Source organism: Nonomuraea sp. NPDC050540 (assembly GCF_044457485.1).
In the GTDB taxonomy this organism is placed as follows: Bacteria; Actinomycetota; Actinomycetes; order Streptosporangiales; family Streptosporangiaceae; genus Nonomuraea.
Genome location: NZ_JBITHA010000001.1, coordinates 282604 through 302726 on the forward strand (window position 1 = coordinate 282604; position 20123 = coordinate 302726).

The 20123-nt window shown below is 71.6% G+C and carries 13 protein-coding genes; 6 read left to right on the top strand and 7 right to left on the bottom strand.

Features of this window, described 5'->3' with window-relative positions; translation table 11 throughout:
• Positions 1–4: 4 nt before the first annotated feature.
• A complete protein-coding gene (locus ACIBI5_RS01325) occupies positions 5–3040 on the top strand; it encodes a glycoside hydrolase family 3 N-terminal domain-containing protein (protein WP_397241976.1) in 3036 nt (1011 codons plus the stop codon).
• On the opposite strand, the gene ACIBI5_RS01330 is transcribed toward ACIBI5_RS01325, so the two are convergent.
• Together ACIBI5_RS01330 and ACIBI5_RS01335 are read right to left on the bottom strand one after the other, a co-directional pair.
• Positions 3037–3423: a VOC family protein gene (locus ACIBI5_RS01330; protein WP_397241978.1), complete on the bottom strand. Its 387-nt coding sequence runs from the start codon at positions 3421–3423 to the stop codon at positions 3037–3039. The genes ACIBI5_RS01325 and ACIBI5_RS01330 overlap by 4 nt on opposite strands.
• 40 nt (positions 3424–3463) lie before the next feature.
• Positions 3464–3772, bottom strand: a complete 309-nt coding sequence (locus ACIBI5_RS01335) for a hypothetical protein (protein WP_379609509.1) — start codon at positions 3770–3772, stop codon at positions 3464–3466.
• A 137-nt stretch (positions 3773–3909) separates the two neighbouring features.
• On the opposite strand from ACIBI5_RS01335, the gene ACIBI5_RS01340 reads away from it, so the two are divergent.
• From ACIBI5_RS01340 to ACIBI5_RS01350, 3 genes are all read left to right on the top strand, one after another.
• Positions 3910–4404 (top strand): beta-class carbonic anhydrase, encoded by a 495-nt coding sequence (locus ACIBI5_RS01340; protein ID WP_397241980.1) that lies wholly within the window; start codon positions 3910–3912, stop codon positions 4402–4404.
• Positions 4405–4481: 77 nt separating this feature from the next.
• Complete coding sequence (locus tag ACIBI5_RS01345; protein ID WP_397241982.1) at positions 4482–5366, top strand: glycerophosphodiester phosphodiesterase; 885 nt, start codon at positions 4482–4484, stop codon at positions 5364–5366.
• Between the two features lie 78 nt (positions 5367–5444).
• The gene (locus tag ACIBI5_RS01350) at positions 5445–7529 is read left to right on the top strand and encodes a RecQ family ATP-dependent DNA helicase (RefSeq protein WP_397241984.1); all 2085 of its coding nucleotides are present in this window, start codon (positions 5445–5447) and stop codon (positions 7527–7529) included.
• Between the two features lie 10 nt (positions 7530–7539).
• Here the strand turns inward: ACIBI5_RS01350 and ACIBI5_RS01355 are convergent, their stop codons facing one another.
• On the bottom strand, positions 7540–10365 hold the full coding sequence (locus ACIBI5_RS01355) for a BTAD domain-containing putative transcriptional regulator (RefSeq protein WP_397241986.1): 2826 nt from the start codon (positions 10363–10365) through the stop codon (positions 7540–7542).
• A gap of 228 nt (positions 10366–10593) precedes the next feature.
• Here ACIBI5_RS01355 and ACIBI5_RS01360 point away from each other — a divergent pair, with 228 nt between their 5' ends.
• Together ACIBI5_RS01360 and ACIBI5_RS01365 are read left to right on the top strand one after the other, a co-directional pair.
• Entirely contained in the window at positions 10594–11694 is a 1101-nt protein-coding gene (locus tag ACIBI5_RS01360) for a HesA/MoeB/ThiF family protein (protein ID WP_397241988.1), read from the top strand.
• On the top strand, positions 11691–12908 hold the full coding sequence (locus ACIBI5_RS01365) for a hypothetical protein (RefSeq protein WP_397241990.1): 1218 nt from the start codon (positions 11691–11693) through the stop codon (positions 12906–12908). The genes ACIBI5_RS01360 and ACIBI5_RS01365 overlap by 4 nt, the downstream gene beginning before the upstream one ends.
• Here the strand turns inward: ACIBI5_RS01365 and ACIBI5_RS01370 are convergent.
• Genes ACIBI5_RS01370 through ACIBI5_RS01385 form a run of 4 tightly spaced genes read right to left on the bottom strand, consistent with a single transcriptional unit; the run spans position 12859 to position 20121 of the window.
• On the bottom strand, positions 12859–13659 hold the full coding sequence (locus ACIBI5_RS01370) for a hypothetical protein (protein ID WP_397241991.1): 801 nt from the start codon (positions 13657–13659) through the stop codon (positions 12859–12861). The genes ACIBI5_RS01365 and ACIBI5_RS01370 overlap by 50 nt on opposite strands.
• Positions 13656–15791 (bottom strand): hypothetical protein, encoded by a 2136-nt coding sequence (locus ACIBI5_RS01375; RefSeq protein WP_397241993.1) that lies wholly within the window; start codon positions 15789–15791, stop codon positions 13656–13658. Before ACIBI5_RS01375 ends, ACIBI5_RS01370 begins: the two co-directional genes overlap by 4 nt.
• Before the next feature lie 14 nt (positions 15792–15805).
• Complete coding sequence (locus tag ACIBI5_RS01380; RefSeq protein WP_397241995.1) at positions 15806–17977, bottom strand: hypothetical protein; 2172 nt, start codon at positions 17975–17977, stop codon at positions 15806–15808.
• A complete protein-coding gene (locus ACIBI5_RS01385; protein ID WP_397241997.1) occupies positions 17974–20121 on the bottom strand; it encodes a hypothetical protein in 2148 nt (715 codons plus the stop codon). Before ACIBI5_RS01385 ends, ACIBI5_RS01380 begins: the two co-directional genes overlap by 4 nt.
• Positions 20122–20123 lie beyond the last annotated feature (2 nt).

Below are 20123 nucleotides of genomic sequence, written 5' to 3' on the forward strand. Positions count from 1 at the left end.
CGTCGTGACCCCGCACCGCCGCAGAACGCGCTTTCTCGCCCTCCTGGCCCTGCTGGGCGCCACGCTCTTAGCCGCTCCCGCGCGGGCGGCGGCGGAGCCGCCGGACATCACCGACTTCGAGTCCGACACCGTCCCCGCGGGCGTCTACCCGTGGGGCAACGACGCCGCCTCCACGCCCCGGCTGGCCATCGCCGCCGCGCCCGACCGGCCCGGCGCGGCGAGCGCCAACCGGGCCCTGTCCGCCGAGTACACCGTCAGCCAGTGGGGCGGCTGGTCCCACGACCTGGCCGCCACCCAGGACTGGTCGCCCTACTCGGGCTTCTCCTTCTGGGTCAAGGGCGCGGCCTCGGGTCAGCGGGTGTTCTTCGAGGTCAAGGACGGCGGCGCCGGCGCGGGCAGCGCCGAGCTGTTCGAGTCGTCCTTCACCGACGACACGGCGGGCTGGCGGCGGATCCAGGTCCCATTCGCCGACTTCGTACGGCGGGGCGACTACCAGCCCGGCGGCGCCCCCACCGACGGCGAGCTGGACCTGGTCGCGATGTGGGGGTACGCGATCCGCTTCCCCACCGCCTCGGGCACCCTCGTCTTCGACGACGTCCAGGTGTACGGCACCGCGCCCCCCAGACCGGTCAGGCTGAGCACCGACGCCCCGGTCTACCCCGTGAACGAGAAGGGCGGCGCCGAGGTCAAGGTCACCGTGACCACCGCCGACGGCAGGCCGCTGCCCGCCGACGCCGATGTCACGTACAGGACCGGCGAGGGCACCGCCACCCCCGGCCAGGACTACACCCCGGCCGAGGGCGTGCTCGCCTTCCCCGCCGGCACCGCCTCCGGCTCGGCCAAGGCGTTCACCGTCAGGACGCTCGCCGACCGGCAGGCCGAGGTCGCCGAGACGATCCCGGTCGTACTGTCGGGCGAGGGTGTCCGGCCGCCCGCCGACGAGCCCGCGATCGTGGTCAACGCGCACGGCCTGCCGTACCTCGACAAGGGCAGGAGCGTGAAGGAGCGGGTGCGTGACCTGCTCGGGCGCATGACGCTCGCCGAGAAGGCCGGGCAGATGACGCAGGCCGAGCGCGGCGCGCTGGGCAGGCAGGACGACATCGCGGAGTACCTGCTCGGGTCGCTGCTGTCGGGCGGCGGCTCGGCGCCGTCGGTGAACACGCCCAAGGGCTGGGCGGACATGGTCGACGGGTTCCAGCTGCGCGCGCGGCAGACCCGGCTGCAGATTCCGCTCATCTACGGCGTGGACGCGGTGCACGGGCACAACAACGTGATCGGCGCGACGATCTTCCCGCACAACGTGGGCCTGGGCGCCACGCGTGACCCGGCCCTGGTGGAGAAGACGGGGGAGATCACCGCCAAGGAGGTCAAGGCGACCGGTATCCCCTGGGACTTCGCGCCGTGTCTCTGCGTCTCGCGGGACGAGCGGTGGGGGCGCGCCTACGAGTCGTTCGGCGAGGACCCCGCGCTGGCCGGCCGGATGGCCACGATCGTGGACGGCCTGCAGGACCACGGCGTGCTGGCCACCGCCAAGCACTACGTCGCCGACGGCGGCACGACCTATGGCACCTCCTCGACCGGCGACTACACCATCGACCAGGGCGTCTTCACCGGAACCCGGCAAGAACTGGAGGCGCTGCACCTGGCGCCGTTCGCCGAGGCGATCAGGCGGGGCGCCGGCAGCGTCATGCCGTCCTACTCCAGCGTCGGCCCGACCAAGATGCACGCCCACCGCGAACTGATCACCGACGTGCTGAAGGGCCGGCTCGGCTTCAAGGGCTTCGTGATCAGCGACTGGGCGGCGATCGACCAGATCCCCGGCGACTACCCGTCCGACGTGCGCACCTCGATCAACGCGGGGCTCGACATGATCATGGTGCCGCACGCGTACCCGCAGTTCGTGGCCGCGCTCACCGCCGAGGTGACCGAGGGCCGCGTCACGCTCGCGCGCGTGGACGACGCGGTGAGCCGTGTCCTGACGCAGAAGTTCCGGCTGGGGCTGTTCGATCGGCCCTTCGCCGACCGCTCGGGCCTGGCCGCCGTGGGCTCGCCCGGCCATCGAGCGATCGCCCGTACGGCCGCCGCCAAGTCGCAGGTCCTGCTGAAGAACGACGGCGCCGTGCTGCCGCTGCCCAGGACCGCCAAGGTGTACGTGGCCGGGTCCAACGCCGACGACGTCGGCAACCAGTCCGGCGGCTGGACGATCAGCTGGCAGGGCGCCTCGGGACCGACGACGCCGGGCACGACCATCCTGGAGGGCATCCGCGGCCGGGCCTCCTCCGTCACCTACTCGGCCGACGCCTCCGCCCCCACCGCCGGTCATGACGTGGGCGTCGTGGTCGTGGGCGAGACGCCGTACGCCGAGGGCATCGGCGACGTCGGGCGCCAGGGGCGCACGCTGGAGCTGTCGGCGGCCGACAAGGCGGCGGTCGCGTCGGTCTGCGGCGCGCTGCGCTGCGTCGTCGTCGTGGTGTCGGGACGGCCGCTGCTGCTCGGCGACCTGTCGGGCGTGGAGGCCGTCGTGGCCGCCTGGCTGCCGGGGACCGAGGGAGCCGGGGTGTCGGATCCGATGTTCGGCGCGGTGCCGTACACGGGACGGCTGCCCTTCACCTGGCCCGCCTCGATGGAGCAGGTGCCGATCAACGTGGGCGACCCGGTGTACCGTCCGCTGTTCCCCTATGGGTTCGGGCTGCGCACCGATCGGGCGCGCACGCGTCTGGCGGCCGTGCGTGAACAGCTGGGCAGGGGCGACGGGCTGTCCAGGGCGGCCGCGGCGGTGCTGGGTGCGGTGCTGCCGGAGCGCCACTGGAACGCCGACGGGTCGGTGCGCGACGGCCGTACCGTGCTGCGGGCGGTGGGTGTGGCCGCCGCGTTGCTGGAGAGGTCGCGTACCGACACCTACGCGCACGACGACGCGCTCGTCTCGGTGGCCAGGGACCTGGCGCAGGCGGCCGGCCACGACCCGGCGGCTCAGGCGCGGGCCGATCAGGCGCTCGCGGCGGGCGACCTGACCGGCGCCGTGAAACTGCTCGTGGGCTAGTCCGAGGTCTCGCCCACGCACAGGCAGAACGGGTGACCGGCCGGGTCGAGGAAGACGCGGAAGGTGTCGTCCTCGCTCGGCTGGTGCTCGTGCTTGCGCGCGCCGATCTTCAGCACCTGATCCTCGGCGAGGTCCAGGTCGTCGACGGTGACGTCGAGGTGGAACTGCTGGGGCCGGGCGGGGTCCGGCCAGTCCGGCGGCTGGTGGTCCTCGGCCAGCTGGAAGGCCAGCCGGGCGGGCGGGCCGCCGTCGGTGACGACCACCCAGGTCTCGTCCTCCTCGCTGACGACACGCCAGCCGAGCAGCTCGGAGTAGAAGCGGGCCAGCTCGATGGGCGAGGGGCAGTCGAGCACGGTGGTGCGGAATCTGGCGATGCCTGTCATGCCCAGACTTCTACCTCATCCTGGGCGCCCGACACCTGGGTCACGCGGTGACGGTGGCGGGCAGGGCCAGCAGGAGTTCGTGGGGTTCACCGGCCTGCCAGTCGCGGATCAGGCGGGCCCCGGCCTCGCCGGGGTCGAAGTCCTCGCAGCCGAGCGGGCCGTAGCAGCCGGCCTTGTCGAGCATGGCGATCAGCGGGTCGTCGTCGGGCAGGCTGGCCGCGTACGCGGCCGCGTCGAAGAGCGCGAGCGCGCCGCGGGCGTTCCTGCCCTCGTCGTTGGACTCCACCCGGTCGAGGCGGCGGCGCGCCTGGGAGCGCAGATAGGCGGCGAGGGTTTCTGACCGGCTCACGGCAACCTTCTCCATCAATCACGTGTGGCTACATCTCCATCACAAAGAGTAAGGGGTGATCGTGGGACGTTCGCCACTTCAGCCTGGCGGGCACCCCGGAAACCCTCAGGAAACGAGCGTGCGGCATCATCTGACTCATGAGTGAATTCGACGACCTGCTGGCCGCCAACGCCACGTACGCCGCCGGCTTCACCGGCTCCGACCTCACCGGACGCGCGGCCCGCGGGCTCGCGGTGGTGACGTGCATGGATTCGCGCATCGACCCTCTGGGGCTGCTCGGCCTGGTGCCGGGCGACGCCAAGATCCTGCGCAATGCCGGTGCCCGCGTCACCGACGACGTCCTGCGCACCCTGGTGCTGGCGGTCTTCCTCCTGGGCGTCGAGCGCGTCCTGGTGATGCCGCACACCGACTGCGGCATGTCCAAGGTCTCCGACAACGACGTGCACGCCCTCGCCCAGCAGCAGGGCGTGGACACCCGCAGCCTGGAGTTCCACACCGTCCCCGACCAGCAGGCGGCCCTGCGCCACGACCTGACCCGGATCAGGACCACCCCGTTCTTCCCGCACCCGCTGCCGGTGGGCGGAGCGATCTACGACGTCCACAGCGGGAAGCTGCTGCCCGTGGAGCTCTGACCTGGACAAATGCCCTATTCGACCGCTACGGCATGTCCTACCGGGCAAAGATCGCCGGATGCGCTCGAATAGGGATCATGTTTGATCCGGACCCGCTGATCGTGGCCCATCGAGGCGCTCCCAAGGTGGCGCCGGAGAACACTCTGGCCGCCTTCCGCGCCGCCGGCACCGCCGGCGCCGATCTCTACGAGCTGGACGTCCACCAGACCCGGGACGGCCACCTCGTGGTCATCCACGACGCGTCGCTGGCCCGCACGACCGACGTCGAGCAGGTCTTCCCCGACCGCGCTCCGTGGCGGGTGCGGGACTTCACGCTGGAGGAGATCGGCAGGCTGGACGCCGGGAGCTGGTTCGACCAGAAGTTCGCCGGGGAGCGGGTGCCGACGCTGCGCGCCGTACTGGAGGCCATGAAAGGCGGCCCCGGGCTGCTGCTGGAGGTCAAGCACCCCGCCGACGCGCCCGAGGTGGCCGAGCGCCTGGCCGGGCTGATGGCGCTCGCGCCGCCGCTGACGATCGTGCAGAGCTTCGACTGGCAGTTCATCAAGAGGTTCCAGGCCAGGGGAGAGCGGGCGGTCCTCAGCAGGTCGCCGGCCGAGGCCGAGCTGACCGACATCGCCGAGTACGCCGAGTACGTGAGCGTCAAACACCGCGCCATGACCCCCGCCTACGTCCGCCGGGCGCACCGGCTGGGTCTCAAGGTGCTGGCCTTCACCGTGAACCGGCGCCCGGCGATGCGCCGGGTCGTCGCGGCCGGGGTGGACGGGCTGATCACCAACCGGCCCAAGGCGCTGCGGCGGGCGCTGGAGACCCACGTGTGCTTCACCACGCCGCCCGAGCTGGTCTCCATGACGAACAGGCGGGTCTGCCCGACGCCGTCCCCCGCTCCCACGGCTCCGGTCCCCGCTCCTGTGCTGGGGGCCGGCCTGCCGCCTGTGACCAGACCGATCGTGCCGCTGCTCTGACCACCCGCCCGCATCGTGCGGGAGCCGTAAAGAGGAGCCGATGTGATTTCGTCGGCGCGGACTGGTAACAAGGACAGCATGTTTGACGACACCGCCGCGTTGCGCGAAGAGGCCGAGACGCGACTCAGGGCGCTCGCGGGGGACCACGCGCGCCTCAGAGACGACCAGTGGTCCGCGATCGAGGCGCTCGTCGTCGACCGCAGGCGGGTGCTGGTGGTCCAGCGCACGGGCTGGGGCAAGTCGGCGGTCTACTTCGTGGCCACCGGGCTGCTGCGCGACCTGGGCGAGGGGCCCACGGTCATCGTCTCGCCGCTGCTGGCGCTCATGCGCAACCAGATCGCCGCCGCCGAGCGGGCCGGGATCAGGGCCGTCACCATCAACTCCGCCAACCCGGAGGAATGGGGCCGGATCTACGAGCAGGTCGCCGACGGCCTGGTCGACGTGCTGCTGGTCAGCCCCGAACGGCTCAACAACCCCGACTTCCGCGACAACGTGCTGCCCGAACTGGCCGAGAGCGCCGGGCTCGTCGTGGTCGACGAGGCCCACTGCATCTCCGACTGGGGCCACGACTTCCGGCCCGACTACCGGCGGCTGGCGACGTTGTTCGAGGAGCTGCCGCCCGGCATCCCGGTGCTGGCCACGACGGCCACCGCCAACGCGCGCGTGACCCGCGACGTCGCCGAGCAGATGGGCGAGCAGACCCTGGTGCTGCGCGGGCCGCTGGAGCGCGAGAGCCTCCACCTCGGCGTGGTCAGGCTCCCCACGGCCGAGCAGCGGCTGGCCTGGCTGGCGCAGACCCTCCACGAGCTGCCCGGCTCCGGCATCGTCTACACGCTGACCGTCGCCGCCGCCCACGAGATCGCCGGCTACCTGCGCGAGCAGGGCCACGAGGTGGCCGCCTACTCCGGCCAGACCGAGCCGTCCGAGCGCCTGGCCGCCGAGGAGGCGCTGCTCACCAACAAGATCAAGGCACTGGTCGCCACCAGCGCGCTCGGCATGGGCTTCGACAAGCCCGACCTGGGCTTCGTCATCCACGTCGGCGCGCCGCAGTCGCCCGTCGCCTACTACCAGCAGGTCGGCCGGGCCGGGCGCGGCGTCGAACGGGCCGAGGTGATCCTGCTGCCCGGCACCGAGGACCGCGACATCTGGGCCTACTTCTCCTCGCTGGCCTTCCCACCGGAGCAGCAGGTACGCGCGACGCTGGCCGCCCTGGAGGAGAGCGGCGGCGTGCTGTCCACGCCCGCGCTGGAGAGCCGGGTCGACCTCAGCCGCAGCCGCCTGGACATGATGCTGAAGGTCCTCGACGTCGACGGGGCCGTGCATCGGGTCAAGGGCGGCTGGGAGGCCACCGGCGAGCCCTGGGACTACGACGCCGAGCGCTACTCCCGCATCGCCGCCGAGCGCAAGGCCGAGCAGGACGCCATGCTCGCCTACCAGAGCACCGGCGAGTGCCGCGAGGAGTTCCTGCGCAAGCTGCTCGACGACGAGGCCGCCAAGCCGTGCGGGCGCTGCGACAACTGCACCGGGCAGCACCGCTCGGCCGAGATCGGCGCCCAGGCGGTCGAGTCCGCCCGGCAGCGGCTCGGGCGGCCCGGCGTGGAGATCGAGGCGCGCAAGCAGTGGCCGACGGGCCTGTCCGACCTGTCCGGGCGGATCAAGTCCGAGCTGGGCGCCGAGCCGGGGCGGGCACTCGGGCGGATGACCGACATCGGGTGGGGCAACCGGCTGCGCGAGCTGTTCGCCGGCGGCGACGCGGCGGTCTCCGACGAGATGTTCAAGGCCGTGGTGCAGGTGCTGGCCGCGTGGGAGTGGCGCGAGCGGCCGGTGGCCGTGGTCAGCGTGCCATCGGGTTCGCGGCCGGTGCTGGTGCGCGGGTTCGCGGAACGGCTGGCGCAGGTCGGCCGCCTCACCTACCTGGGCGAGCTGGGCTACCGCGCGGGGTCGCCGGGCAGCCAGTTCAACAGCGCCAAGCGGGTGCAGGCGATCCGGGCCACGCTGGCGATGCCCAAGGAGCTCGGCGCCGCGATCGCCGCGTGCGGGGGTCCCGTGCTGCTGGTCGACGACCGGGTCGACACCGGCTGGACCATGACCCTGGGCGCCGCCCTGATCCGCCACGCCGGCGCCCCGGCCGTGCTGCCGTTCGTCCTGGCCACCACGTCCTAGCCACCACGTCCTAGCCGCGTCCGGCCGTGGCCAGGGCGGCGCGGGAGCGGGCGATCTCCTTGAGCGTGCGCACCCGCCAGGTCGGCTCGCCCAGCGGGCCGAGCAGGGCGGCGCAGGTCTGGAAGTGGCCGAGGGCCGCCTGTTCGTCCCCGCGCCACCGGCAGGTCTCGCCGAGCGCGAACTCGGTCAGCGCCTCCCCGTGCACGTCCCCGGCCGCGGCGAACATCCTGCCGCACTCGGCCAGCATCGCGGTGGCCTGCTCGAAGTGGCCGAGCGCCGCGTGCGCCTCGCCCAGGCGGCGTAACGTCATGCGCTCGCCCTTGGCCCAGTCGAGTTCGCGGGCCAGGCGCAGGCTCTCCTCGTAGTGCTCGATGGCGTTCTCGACCTTGCCCATCTCGAAGCGGGCGATGCCGAGGCCGCGCAGGAGATCGGCGTGGTACTGGGCGTTCTGGGCGCCGCCGGTCAGCACGAGGCCGAGCTCGCACACCTCGGCCGCCTCGGGCCAGCGGGCCTGGTGCAGGTGGATGACCGACATGGCGATCCAGGCGTTGGCCAGGCCGTTGGTGTCGCCGTACTCGAGGAAGCGGTCGGCGGCGAGGGTGGTGTGGGCGAGCGCGCGGCCGAGGTCGCCCGCGGCGGCGGCGCAGGTGCCGAGCATGGTGAGGGCGTAGGCGGCCTCGTGCTGGTCGCCGTCGGCTTCGGCGGCGGCCAGGAGTTCGCGCAGTTCGGCCCCGACCTCGCGGGCGCGGCCCCGGTCGAGGCCGACGTCGACGCGCATGAGCCGCAGACGGCGGGCGGTCTTGCGGTCGGTGACGGCGCTGACGGCGCTGAGCAGGCGGTCGGCGTCGTCGTGGAAGCCGCGGATGGTCAGGAACGGCGTGATCACCTCGGCCAGCCGGGCGGCCATGGACGGGGCGGCGGCCTGCGCCACGGCCAGCAGCGTCTTGCGCTCGGCCAGCAGCCAGGCGCGGCGGCGCGGACCGGCGGGCGGCGTGCGGGGCGGCGCGTCGGGCGCCGGGGGCACGAGGGGCAGCGGCAGCTCGGTGGTGGCGGCCATCAGGCGCTCCAGCGACTCCTGCGACAGGCGGCGCAACGCGTCGGCCTGCCCGTCCACGGCCAGTTCCCGGGCGAAGTCGCGCAGCAGGTCGTGCATCCGGTAGCGGGCCTGCCCGGCGCCGTCGATCTCGCTGGCGGTGATCAGGCCGGCGGTGGCGAGATCCTCGACGGCCTGGTCGGCCAGGCGGGGCGGCTGGCCGAGCAGCGCCCGCATCGACCAGTCGGCCACGCTGTCGAGCCCGGTCACGCCGAACATCAGGAACGCCCGCCTGGCCGCGATCGACAGCGGCGCGAACCCCATCGCGTACGTGCTGCGCACATCCAGCCGGCCGTAGCGCAGCTCGTCGAGGCTGGCCGAGGAGATGCGCTCGGCGAAGTCGGCCAGCGGCCAGGCGGGCCGGGTGGCCAGGCGCGCTCCGGCGATACGGATGGCCAGCGGCAGCCGCCCGCAGACCCGCACGATCGTCTCGGCCGAGTCCGGGGCGGCGGCGACGCGGTCACGCCCGGCGATCCCCGCCAGCAGCCGCTGCGCGTCCTCGAACGGCAGCACCTCCAGCGGCACCGCCGTCGCGCCGGGCAGCGCCGCCAGCGGGCCGCGGGAGGTGACGATCACCGCGCTGCGCGGCGTGCCCGGCAGCAGGTGCTGCACCTGCAGTTCGTCGCGGGCGTCGTCGAGCACGACCAGCACCGCCCGGTCGGCGACCCGCGCCCGGTACATCGCCGCACGGTCCTCCGTCGCCGCGGGCAGCATCTCGCCGTCGACACCGAGCGCCTTGAGCAGTTCGGCGAGGGCGTCGCCGGGGTCCATGCCGCCGAGCCTGGCGAACAGCTGCCCGTCCGGATAGCGCTCACGCATCCGATGAGCCGCGTGTACGGCCAGCGTGCTCTTGCCCGTCCCCGGCGGCCCGGACACGACGACGATGGCCGGGGCTGACCCGCCCACGTCCAGGGCGCCGGTCACGGTGGCCAGCTCGGCGGCCCGGCCCACGAAGTCGCCCAGGTCGGCCGGGAGCTGGCACAGGCCGGTCCAGGTGGGGGCAGCCCGCCGTACCGGAGGGTGGGCCTGTTCGCCGGCGAGCAGCGCGCCGTGCAGCTCGCGCAGCTCGGGGCCCGGCTCCACGCCGAGCTCGTCGACGAGGACCTTGCGGGCGCGCATGTAGGCGTCGAGCGCCTCGGCCCGCCTTCCGGCGCCGTGCAGGGCGAGCATGAGCTGGCGCCAGGGGCGCTCGCGCAGGGGGTCGGCCTCCAGCTGGGCGTACAGCTCGGTGATCAGCTCCTGGTGGAGGCCGAGCGCGAGCCGTACGTCGGTCCAGTCGGCGCGGGCGCGGTCGGCCTGCTCCTCCAGCTCGGCGATGCGGGGGGCGAGGGTGCGCGCCAGCGGCGCGTCCTCGGCTGGGCGGCCGCGCCACAGCCGGAACGCGCGCTGGAACCGCACGTGCGCGGCGGCCAGGTCGTCGCGGGCGGCGTGCTCGCGGGCCCCCTGGACGGCTTCGCCGAAGGCCAGCAGGTCCAGGTGCCCGGGGTCGGCGCGCAGGCGGTAGCCGGGCTCGCACGTCTCGACGTCGATGGCGGCGCGGCGGATCTGGGAGACGTAGGTCTGCAGGTTGGACACGGCCGAGCGCGGCGGCTGCTCCCAGACGGCGGCGATGAGCCGGTCCCTGGAGACGATCTGGTTGGGGTGCAGGAGCAGCGCGCTGAGGACGGCGCGCGGCTTGCGGGGGAGCTGGACTGAGCCGTCGTCGCCGGAAATGAGAAGAGGTCCGAGGATACCGAATTCCACATGAACCTCCAGTTATGGGGGCGTCAGTGGTGACTTTATGGCGTTTTTGTGGCGCTGCACAGGACTCTTGATCACGTAGAGACGCGGGGAAGGGAGGTTCGCATGAAGATCGAGGTTCGCAAGGTCGAGGCCGTCAAGGCCACCGTTCGGGACGCCTGATTCACCGCGATCGGGCGAGGACGGTGCTACCTCGCCCGATCGGCTCTGACCGTCCTTCGAGGAGAGGCTGTGCGAGTCGTTCTGAAGGAATGCGCCTGGGAGTCCCTGGGCGAGGATCTCGTCCTGGTGCACGATCCCCGGGAGGCGCTGACGCTGGCCGACCCCGGCGGCCAGGTCGCCGCCCTCCTCGACGAGCTGGCCAAGGGCCCCGCCACCGCCGCCGGGCTGTCGGCCGCGCTGCGGACGCGCGGCGTCGAACTGAGCGAGGACGACGTCGCCGACGGACTCGACGGGCTCGACTCACTCGGATTGCTGGAGGACGCGGGCGAACGCTGGCTCGGCGACCCCGAGGCCGACGAACGCCACTTCTCCACCATGACCTTCCTGGGCGCCTTCTCCGGCCTGCGCGTGTCCAGGGCCGAGATGATGCGCAAGCTGCGCCGTTCCCACGTGCTGGTGCTCGGGGCCGGCGGCGGGGGATCCTCGGTCGTGCAGTCGCTGGCCGGCCTCGGCGTCGGCAGGCTCACCATCGTCGACCGCGACGACGTCGCCCCGCGCAACTTCGCCCGCCAGTTCCTCTACCGCCACGCCGACATCGGCAGATCCAAGGTCGAGCGGGCCGCGGAGTGGGTGCACGAGTACGACCCCTCCATCGAGGTACGGGCCGTCGACCGGTGGATCGCCGGACCCGAGGACCTCAAGGACCTCACCGACGGCGTCGACCTCATCGCGGGCGGCCTGGACGGCGAACCCGGCGCCCACCTTTGGGTCAACGAGGCCGCCCTGCGCGCGGGCATCCCCCTCGTGGGCGGCGGCATGGGCCGTACGCAGCTGATGTACTGCTCCGTCGACCCCGGCAGGAGCCCGTGCCTGCTGTGCGACGAGTCCGACCGGCCCGATCCGAGTTCGCCCACCTCCGGCGGCGTCGCCCAGCGGCTCAGCCAGGGGCTTCAGCTCAACAACGCGCTCATCGGCCCCATCGCCGCGCAGATGGGCTCGCTCATCGCCTACGAGGCGCTGCGCTACCTGACCGGATTCGAGCCGCCTCGGGCCGCGGGGGCGCGCGTGATGCTCGATCTCAGGACGGGACTGGTGCCGGTGTGGGAGCCGTTCCCGTCCGATCCCGGCTGTCCGGCCTGCGCGCTCGCACCGCGGAGAGGCACCCCATGACCCAGACCGTACGGCTGCGCCCGCTGAGCCTCGTCGAGGAAGGGGAGGAGGTCCTGGTCGGCGACCCCGAATCGGGCACCTTCATCACCATCCCCGCGGTCGGCGGCGTGGTCATCACCGCCCTGCAGCGCGGCGCCACCACCGAGGAGGCGGCGCGCGAGGCCGAGGCGTTCGCCGGCGAACCCGTGGACGTTCCCTCCTTCGTCGAGGTGCTCCAGGAACTCGGCTTCGTCGACGACGGCGAACAACAGGAAGCGCCCAAGACCGCGCCCATCCAGGGCAGACGCTGGCTCGGCGGCGTACGCGAGGAGCACGTCAGGCCGTTCTTCGGCCCGGTCGCCTGGACGATCTACGCCGCCTGCGCGGCGTTCTGCCTGGCCGTCTTCGTCCTCGAACCTCGCCTCTTCCCCAAGCCGGGCGAGGACGCGTTCGTGCTGGCCGACATCGGGCTGAGCGCGCTGCTGCTGGTGCCGTTCTCGATGGCGTCGATGGCGCTGCACGAGGCCGGGCACTGGCTGGCCGCGCGGGCGATCGGCATCAGGTCCCGCTTCGGCGTGGACCGGCGCATGATGCTGCTGGTCTTCGAGACCGACCTCACCCAGGTGTGGAGCGTGCCCCGGCGCAGACGCTACGGGCCCCTGCTCGGCGGCATGGCCATCGACGTCGTCACCCTCGCCGTCCTGCTCGGCATCCGCCTGACCGGCCCGCCGGAGCCCGTCGACGCCACCCTGGCCGTCTGGGTCTTCGTGAAGCTCACCGGCCTGCTCTGGCAGTGCATGATCTTCATGCGCACCGACCTGTACGCCGTCCTGGTCAACTGGCTCGGCTGCCGCAACCTGTGGGAGGTCAAGTCGCTCATGCTGCGGCAGGCCTTCGGCCGCCTGACCCCGGCCCAGGCCGCGGAACTGGCCGCCGCCGCGCCGGCCGACCTCCGCGCCGCCCGGTGGTTCCGGTGGGTGTGGCTGGCCGGGTTCGCCGGGGTGCTGGCCTGGTTCTGGTTCCTGCTGCTGCCGGTCGTCGTCACCGTCCTGGAATGGACCGCCGAGGGGCTCGTGCTCGGCCCGCTCACCGCGACGTTCTGGTACCGGCTCGGCTGCGCCACGCTGTTGCTCGGTCCCGAGACGCTCGCCGCCGCGATGGCCGTGGTCCACTGGGCAGGACGGCTCAGGGCCGCGCGGGGACGGGAGAGAGTGCCACAACCACAGGAAGGCTGAGACCCTCCGGGTCCAGGCCCATCGTGACCAGGCCCCGGCGAACGCCGGGGTGCGGCTCGGGTTCCTCAGGGAAGAGTGTTCTGGCAGAGGCGAACAGCGCCAGCCGCGGCCTGCCCCGCGACCCGCTGTGCCAGGCGACGCTCAGCCCGAGCCGCCGGCCGCGCAGGCGGCCGAGCCCGCCCGGGAGGTGCTCCTCCAGGGCGCGCACGGCCGCCGCGTGGCCGCTCTCCAGCAGGACCGGCAGCAGATCCAGCGGGTCGTCCAGCATCGGCAGCCGGAAGTACAGCTCCGTCTTGCCCGTCTTCGGCTCCGCCCCGGCCATGCGCGGGCGGGCGCCCACCGGCAGCCTCGCCACCACCGCGGCGATCGGCTCCGGCATGGGGTACGGCGGGCCGTCCGCGAGTTCCGCGTACACCTTGAGCCGCCCGTCGGGCTTGCCCCCGATCCACGCGCCGAACCGGGCCGACGCCACCCGCCCCGGCATCGGCTCCAGGCAGGGCTGGCCCGCCTCCTCCAGCACGCGCAGTACCTCCCCGAGCCGGTCCGCGTCGGGGAACTCGGGCGGCGCCACCTCCGCCGCCCAGCTCAGCCCGTCGGGTCCCGGCGTCAGCTCCACCGGGCAGCCCGAGGGCGTCAGGCGGCTCCACCGCCACGTCACCTCCGGCCAGCGGCTGGCCGCCAGCCGGTCGAGGAGGCCGTCCAGAAGCGGCGGCAGGTCTTGGCGGGCGATCGCGCGCAGGGCGGCTCTCACAGGTGGATGCCGATCAGGGTGTCCGCGCCCAGGGCCTGCGGGTGGCGGATCAGCGCGCCGTCCTGCCGGATGACCGTGACCTGGTGGCGGAACTCGCGCCGGGCCGGGTCGATGAGCGCGACGCGCAGGGGCAGCGGGCTCACGGCGGTGCCGGGGATCTCCAGGCGGGCGCGCCGGTGGTAGGTGTTCGCCGGGTCGTCGTACTCCACCTCCAGGAAGGCCATCCTGACCGTGCCCTGCTCGAACAGGGGGAGGGCGAGGATGTCGAGGGAGTCGGGGAAGGGGTCGTTGACCGGCAGGAAGGAGGCGTCGCCGGAGAAGGCCGGGGTGACGCGGGTGGTGCCGTCGCTCAGGTGGTGGGTGAGCTGGGCGGTCCACGACCTCTCCGCCGGTCTGGTCAGGCGCAGGCGCCACTGCCGGGCGGCGTCCTTCGGGCGGACGCGGAAGATGTCGCGGCGCTGGAAGGTGTGGCCGTCGTCGTAGCGCAGGTCCACGTCCACGGCGTCGACGATGCCGGGGTCGATGCGGTTCGGGAAGATCTCCAGCTTGAGGAAGCCGAGGTCGTCCTGGGGGTCGGCCTTGAGCGTGCGGTCCTTGGTACGGCGGGGCGGGACCTGGTAGGAGAGCTTCTCGCCGATCCAGCCGGAGTTGGCGTGGAAGTGGTGCTCCATGCCGACGGTGAAGTCGAGGTCGCGGGCGGCGTTCAGGAACGTGGTGAAGCGGGCCGGTCCCGGGGCGGCCTGGGTGAGGCGGAAGTCCTCGGGGCCGTTGCCGCCGTAGTCGATGGCCACGTCGGTGGCGAACAGGCCGATGTCCACGAAGTCCACGGGCGCGGCCACGTGGACGTCGAGCTTCTTGAAGAAGGAGTCGGCCAGATCAACCTTCAGGAAATACGACGATTTGTCGGCCAGGTCGTCGAGCAGGAGGCCGACGAAGCCCTGGGGGGCGTAGGTGCGCTTGACGGCCTTGCGGCGTTCGAAGACGAGGGTGACCTTCTTGCGTTCCTCCTGACGGAGGACCTTGAGCTTGAAGGAGACCAGCGCCGGGATGGACGCCGCGGCGCCTTCCTGGGGGCTGGGCGCGGGCCGAGGAGGCGGCGGCGGTGGCGGCGTCCCCCCAGGTGGGCTGCCGCCAGGAGGGCTGCCCCCGGGCGGGGTTCCTCCGGGAGGAGTGCCCCCGGGAGGAGTGCCCCCGGGCGGGGTTCCTCCGGGTGGGGTGCCGCCGGGCGGGGTGCCGCCTGGGGGTGTTCCTCCGGGTGGGGTGCCTGGTTTGATGAGCTTCTTGGCCCGGTCGAAGATGGCGTCCAGCCCCTCCGGCTGTGTCGGGCCCTGCAGCTTGCCCAGCGACAACGACGGCTCGAACCACTTCGACAGCAGGTCGGTCTTGAAGAAGTCGAGCGCCCACTTCTCCGCCTGGTCCCCGGTCCCCTCGAAGTCGATCACCTTGATCTTGATGGCCCCGTTCGCGACCAGTTCCTCGAACCCGGCGTCGATCCCCACCCGCAGCCAGTAGATCTGCGCCTCCAGCCCGGCGGAGAAATGGGTGTAGACCCGGTCGAGGTCCGCGGTGATCTCCACGTGCAGGTCCGGGGTCAGCGCCGAGTACGTCAGGTCGTAGACCACCCCGATCGGCGTCAGCCCGTTGGCGAAGGCCGCCTCCAGGATCGTCGCCCCCGCCTCGTCCAGCACCAGGGAGAAGGCCGCCGTCTCCTCCCCGACCAGCGACGGCTTGGCCGCGCCCATGATCCGCGTCACGGGCGTGAACGCGCCGGGCGGCGCCGTGGTCCCGCCCGGTCCCTCCAGGTTCAGCGCCAGGCACCGCACACTGCCGGCCTCCACCGGTGCCGCGACCAGCCGGGGGTTCGCCGCCAGCGCCTGTGCCTGACCCATGATCTTGCTCCGGGTGGCGGCGGGCAGGCTCACCGCCGTCTCCAGCATGAGGAAGCCCCCGCCCTCGATCCCCGCGTCCTTCACATCGGGCCGGTACTGCAGGAAGCTGAACGCCGCCCGCCCGTCGGAGCGGGTACGTAGCACCACCTCCGTCGCCAGATACCAGAACTGGTCCGGATCGGCGTGGTCGCGGAACACCGTGACCCCGTCGACCTCGAACGTCTGCGACCCAAGCTGCAACATCCCGACCTCCCCGGTCAGACGACGACGGCGTCGGTGTCGTGCACCTGCCAGTCGCGCGTGGACTTGAGCCCGTTGGTGAAGAAGCGCTCGACCCTGAGCTCGTAGAAGTCGTCCGCCTGGGTGGTGAACTCGTAGTCGAAGACGGCGCTGGCGCCGGCCGACTCGAAGGTGAACGCGTCGGAGAACCCGCCGGGCGTCCTGGCCCCCACCTCGATCCGCTTGACGCCGTCGAAGTCGCCCGGCGCCCGCACCGCGATCGCCCGCTGGCCAAGCGGGCCGACGAAGATCTGGGAACGCAGGGTGCTGGAACGCGGCGCCTTGACCACGCTCCCGTCCCGCATCAGCATCGTGACCCGGTAGCCGACCCGCTCGACCGTCACGTCCAGGCGGTCGGCGACGAACTGCCGCGGTTGCTGCCCCTGCACCAGTTCGATCGAGTCGCCGATCCGGATGCCGTTGGCCGGGTCCTCGTACGACAGGTCGACGAAGGCCCGTTCCACCCGCGTCCAGTCCAGGACGGGCGTCAGCGTCACCCGCAGCCGGGAGGGGAACGGGTCGGGCACGTCGATGAGCGGCTGCGTGACCGGCGCGAGCGGCGTGACCCGGTCGCGGTTGTCGGCGGCCCGGTAGGTGATCCGCGCCATGACCGGCCCGGCGGGCTCGCCGACCAGGAACCGTTCCCAGGTGTCCGACGGGTGGCTCTGCGTGAGCTGCACGACGTCGTGCTGGCGGATGCCGTGGACGGGGTCGTCGTAGCGCAGCTCCACCTGCACGAGCGGGTAGCGCTCCCACGGGAACGACGCGCGGGTCAGGACCGGGATCTGCTCCTGGGCGAACAGCGCCCGCGGCTGGATCGGCGCGGTCTCGCCGGTGACCTGCGTCGTCTCCGACTCCAGCCGGTGCGGCCGCTCGCCGGTCGGGTCGGGGTGGAGGTCCACGGCGAAGCGCAGGCCGACCGGTTCGATCAGCTTGCCGTCCTCGACGTGGGAGAGCCATTCGACCGTGTCCTCCTGACGGCTCTGGTCGAGGTGGACGCTCTTGACCTCGCCCCGGTAGGTGAGGAAGGCCGTCATCGAGCGCACCGGGTCCTTGACGAAGTCGGCGTGCGAGATGACCTTGACCCGGCGCCGCTGGAACCACGGATGGTCGGCGTTGATCACCTTGACGTGCTTGGTCCTGTCCACGCCGCCGCTCTCGCGGAACAACCCGCTCAGGTGCCCCTGCGGGTAGATCGTGCGGCGGACCGTGGAGCGTTCGGACAGGTTCACGTCCAGGCGCTTGCGGTCGATCCTGGTGAAGTGGGTCTTCTTGTAGGTGAACACCCCCAGCGGGGTGCTGCGCGCGGGGGAGAACGAGCGGACCACCTCGCGGGCCCGGTCCCAGCCGTCGGGCGGCTCGCGCAGCGGGTCCAGCGAGCTCTCGAAGAACGCGTCGGTGATCATGTCGCGGGCGCGGGCCGCGGCGGCGTCCCTGCGGGCGGCGAAGGTGCCGGAGTCGGCGTCCTCGGGGACCGTGGTGTCGACCTCGAAGACGATCGCCCGCTGCTCCTCCAGCTTCTCCATCACGTCCTGGATCTGGAAGGAGGTGAACAGGCCCTCCTGGCCGAACGACTCGTCGAGGATCTCCTGGGCCCGGTTCCAGTCGATGCTCAGCCGTACGTGGTAGGCGGGGCGAAGGGCCAGGTAGTCGAGCTGGTAGACGACGCCGATGGGCGACAGCGCGAGCTCCATCGCCTGGTCGAGCAGTTCCACGCCGCGCGCGTCGAGCTCGACGGAGAAGGCCGCGTTGTTGTCGCCGAACAGGGACGGCTTGCCGCCGTGCCGGATCGCCTTGACGAAGGTTCCGCCGCTCTCGCCGCTCTGCCGGCCGAACAGCATGAGCGTGACGCCGCCGTCGAAGACCGGCAGCGGCGCCAGGCTCGGCTCGTCGGCCAGCCCGGCCAGCCGCTTGACCTCCGCGCGTACCTGCGCGAACTGCTGGGGGCCCAGGCCGAGGTGCACGTCGAAGTCGGCGAAGCCGCCCGCCCCCGAGGCGGAGAAGAACTTCAGCAGGCTGAACGCCGGCACGCCGCCCTCCATCCGGAAGGAGGGCGACAGCGGCAGGTAGTAGAACTGGCGCGGGTCGGCGTGGTCCCGCATCACGGTGACACCGTCGATCATGAAGTACGGCGGAGCCTCGATGATCATGGCAGTTCCACGACCAGCTTCTCGTCGTCCACCGGCTCCGGCGACCGGTCCGTGATCGGGTCCCCGGCCTCCATGAAGAACTTCGCGAACCAGCGGTACTCCTTCTTCTCCCCGTCGGGCAGCGCCAGCTCCCAGGTCCGCTCGGTGGCCTCGCCCTTGCGGAAGACGAACGTCTCGCTCTCCGCCCCGTGGGTCAGCTCCACCGTCGCGAGCTTGACCTTGGTCCAGTCGATGAGGTCGGGCAGCACGGTGACGCTCAGGATGTTGGCCTGCTCGCCGACCACCAGCGTCCGCTCGGTCAGCTCCTTCGGCCCGGGGTCGGAGACGCGCCCGTCGCGGAAGGTGGTGATCGCCCGGAAGGTCAGCTTGCCGTTCGCCTCGTCGATGACGGGGAAGGTGACGTTGACGCCCCGGTTGCCCTTGTCGATGATCACCGACGGGGTCTGCTGGAAGTCGTTGCCCGTCTCGCTGTAGTCGAAGTCGATGAAGATCGTGTCGATGGAACGCTCGAAGTCGCCCCTGCTGCGTACCTGGATGGTCTTGTTGGCCGAGAACGGGTCGTCCACGATGAACGTCTTGTCGGTCAGCCCGGCGAGCTCACGCACGAACTCTCTGCCGTCCTTCATGAAGTACTTCAGCGACCCGCCATACGGCTGCGCGGGCTGCAGCAGCACCGCCTTGACGCTCTGCTTGGTGAAGTTCTTGTCGATCTGGAACGTCTTGGCCGGCCGGTCGCCCGGCGCGATCTCCGGGTGCCGCAGCGTCAGGACGGCCTTGGTGACCTGGTCGAAGTTCATGTCGCCGATCTCGACGTCGACCATCCAGAGACCGAGGTCATCAATGTTGATCTTGAGATCGTCGCCCTCGTGGTCGATGAGCGGGCTGGTGAACGTACGGCTCTCGCCCTTGTAGTTGACGACGTAGCGGTACTTGAACTTCTTCGGCTGCCCGTCGAGGAACGCGTCGAACTTGCCCACGTCGTCGGCTTTCCTGAACGTGAACGTCCTGACCCCGTGCTGGGCGGTGTGCGGCGGGAAGTCGATGGTCACGTCCACGCTGAAGATCGGCAGCACCTCGAACTCGGCGTTGACCTGGACGGTGAGGTTGAGCTGACGCAGGAACGGATGGTCGGCGTCCACCTCCTGGGAGAAGTCCTTGAAGTTCAGCCCGAGATCGGCGAGCGACTTGACGTTGGCCTGCGGGCCCTTGGTCACGGTCGTGACCTGCTTCTCCCTGAACTGGATGAACACGTCCGACGACTTGTTGACCATGACGCTGCGCTTGATGTTCTCGAAGTCGGCGTCGCGGACCTTGGAGAAGTCGCGGTTCTCGGGCGGGATGGCCTCGATGAGGTTGCGCTTGATGGCGTCGTCGAGGTGCTGGGTCATCAGCCCCCTGATCGTGTTGAGCACCGGGTGGTCGCTCGGCAGCACACCGGGGTCGATGTCCACGACGCGCGACTCGGAGTTGACGAAGATCTCGTCGACGCTCTCGGTGAAGTCGTCCTCGGACCAGAAGTTCTCCTCGAAGTCGACCTGCTGGACGAAGCTGTAGAACTTGCTGGCCGTCCAGCGGCCCGTGGCCCGCACCTCGGGCAGCCGCGCGGCGAACGACAGGTCGTAGGTGACCCGCACGCCGCCGGCGCCGATGGTCTTCATCGCGGCCTCGAAGATCGCCGCGCCGAACTCGGTCAGCTCGGCCGAGATGGCCACGATGTTGTTGCCGTACATGGACGGCTTGCCGGCGTGGTTGACGCGCTGCACGAGATTGCCGGACCCGCCCAGCATGTCCACGGTGACGCTGCCCGCGGTGAACTCGGGCTTGCTCAGGACGATCGCCTTCGGGTCCACCGGCTGGGCGCCCGGTCCGCGTTCCAGCGTGACCTTCTCGGCCAGAAGGACCGCGAGCGCGGCCATCTGGGTCTCGTTGAGCGCCAGTTCGATGTCCATGAACACCAGCGCCGCGCCGTTTCCCCCGTTGGGCAGGGGCTTGAGCGTCCGGTAGATCAGGTACTTGAAGACCGGCCTGCCGTTCTCCATCCGCATCGACGGATCTTCCGGCAGGACGTAGAACTTCAGCGGGTTGTCGCTGTCGCGGTAGACGGTGGCGTCGGGGGTCTGGATGGATTCGAGCAACAACAGCATGA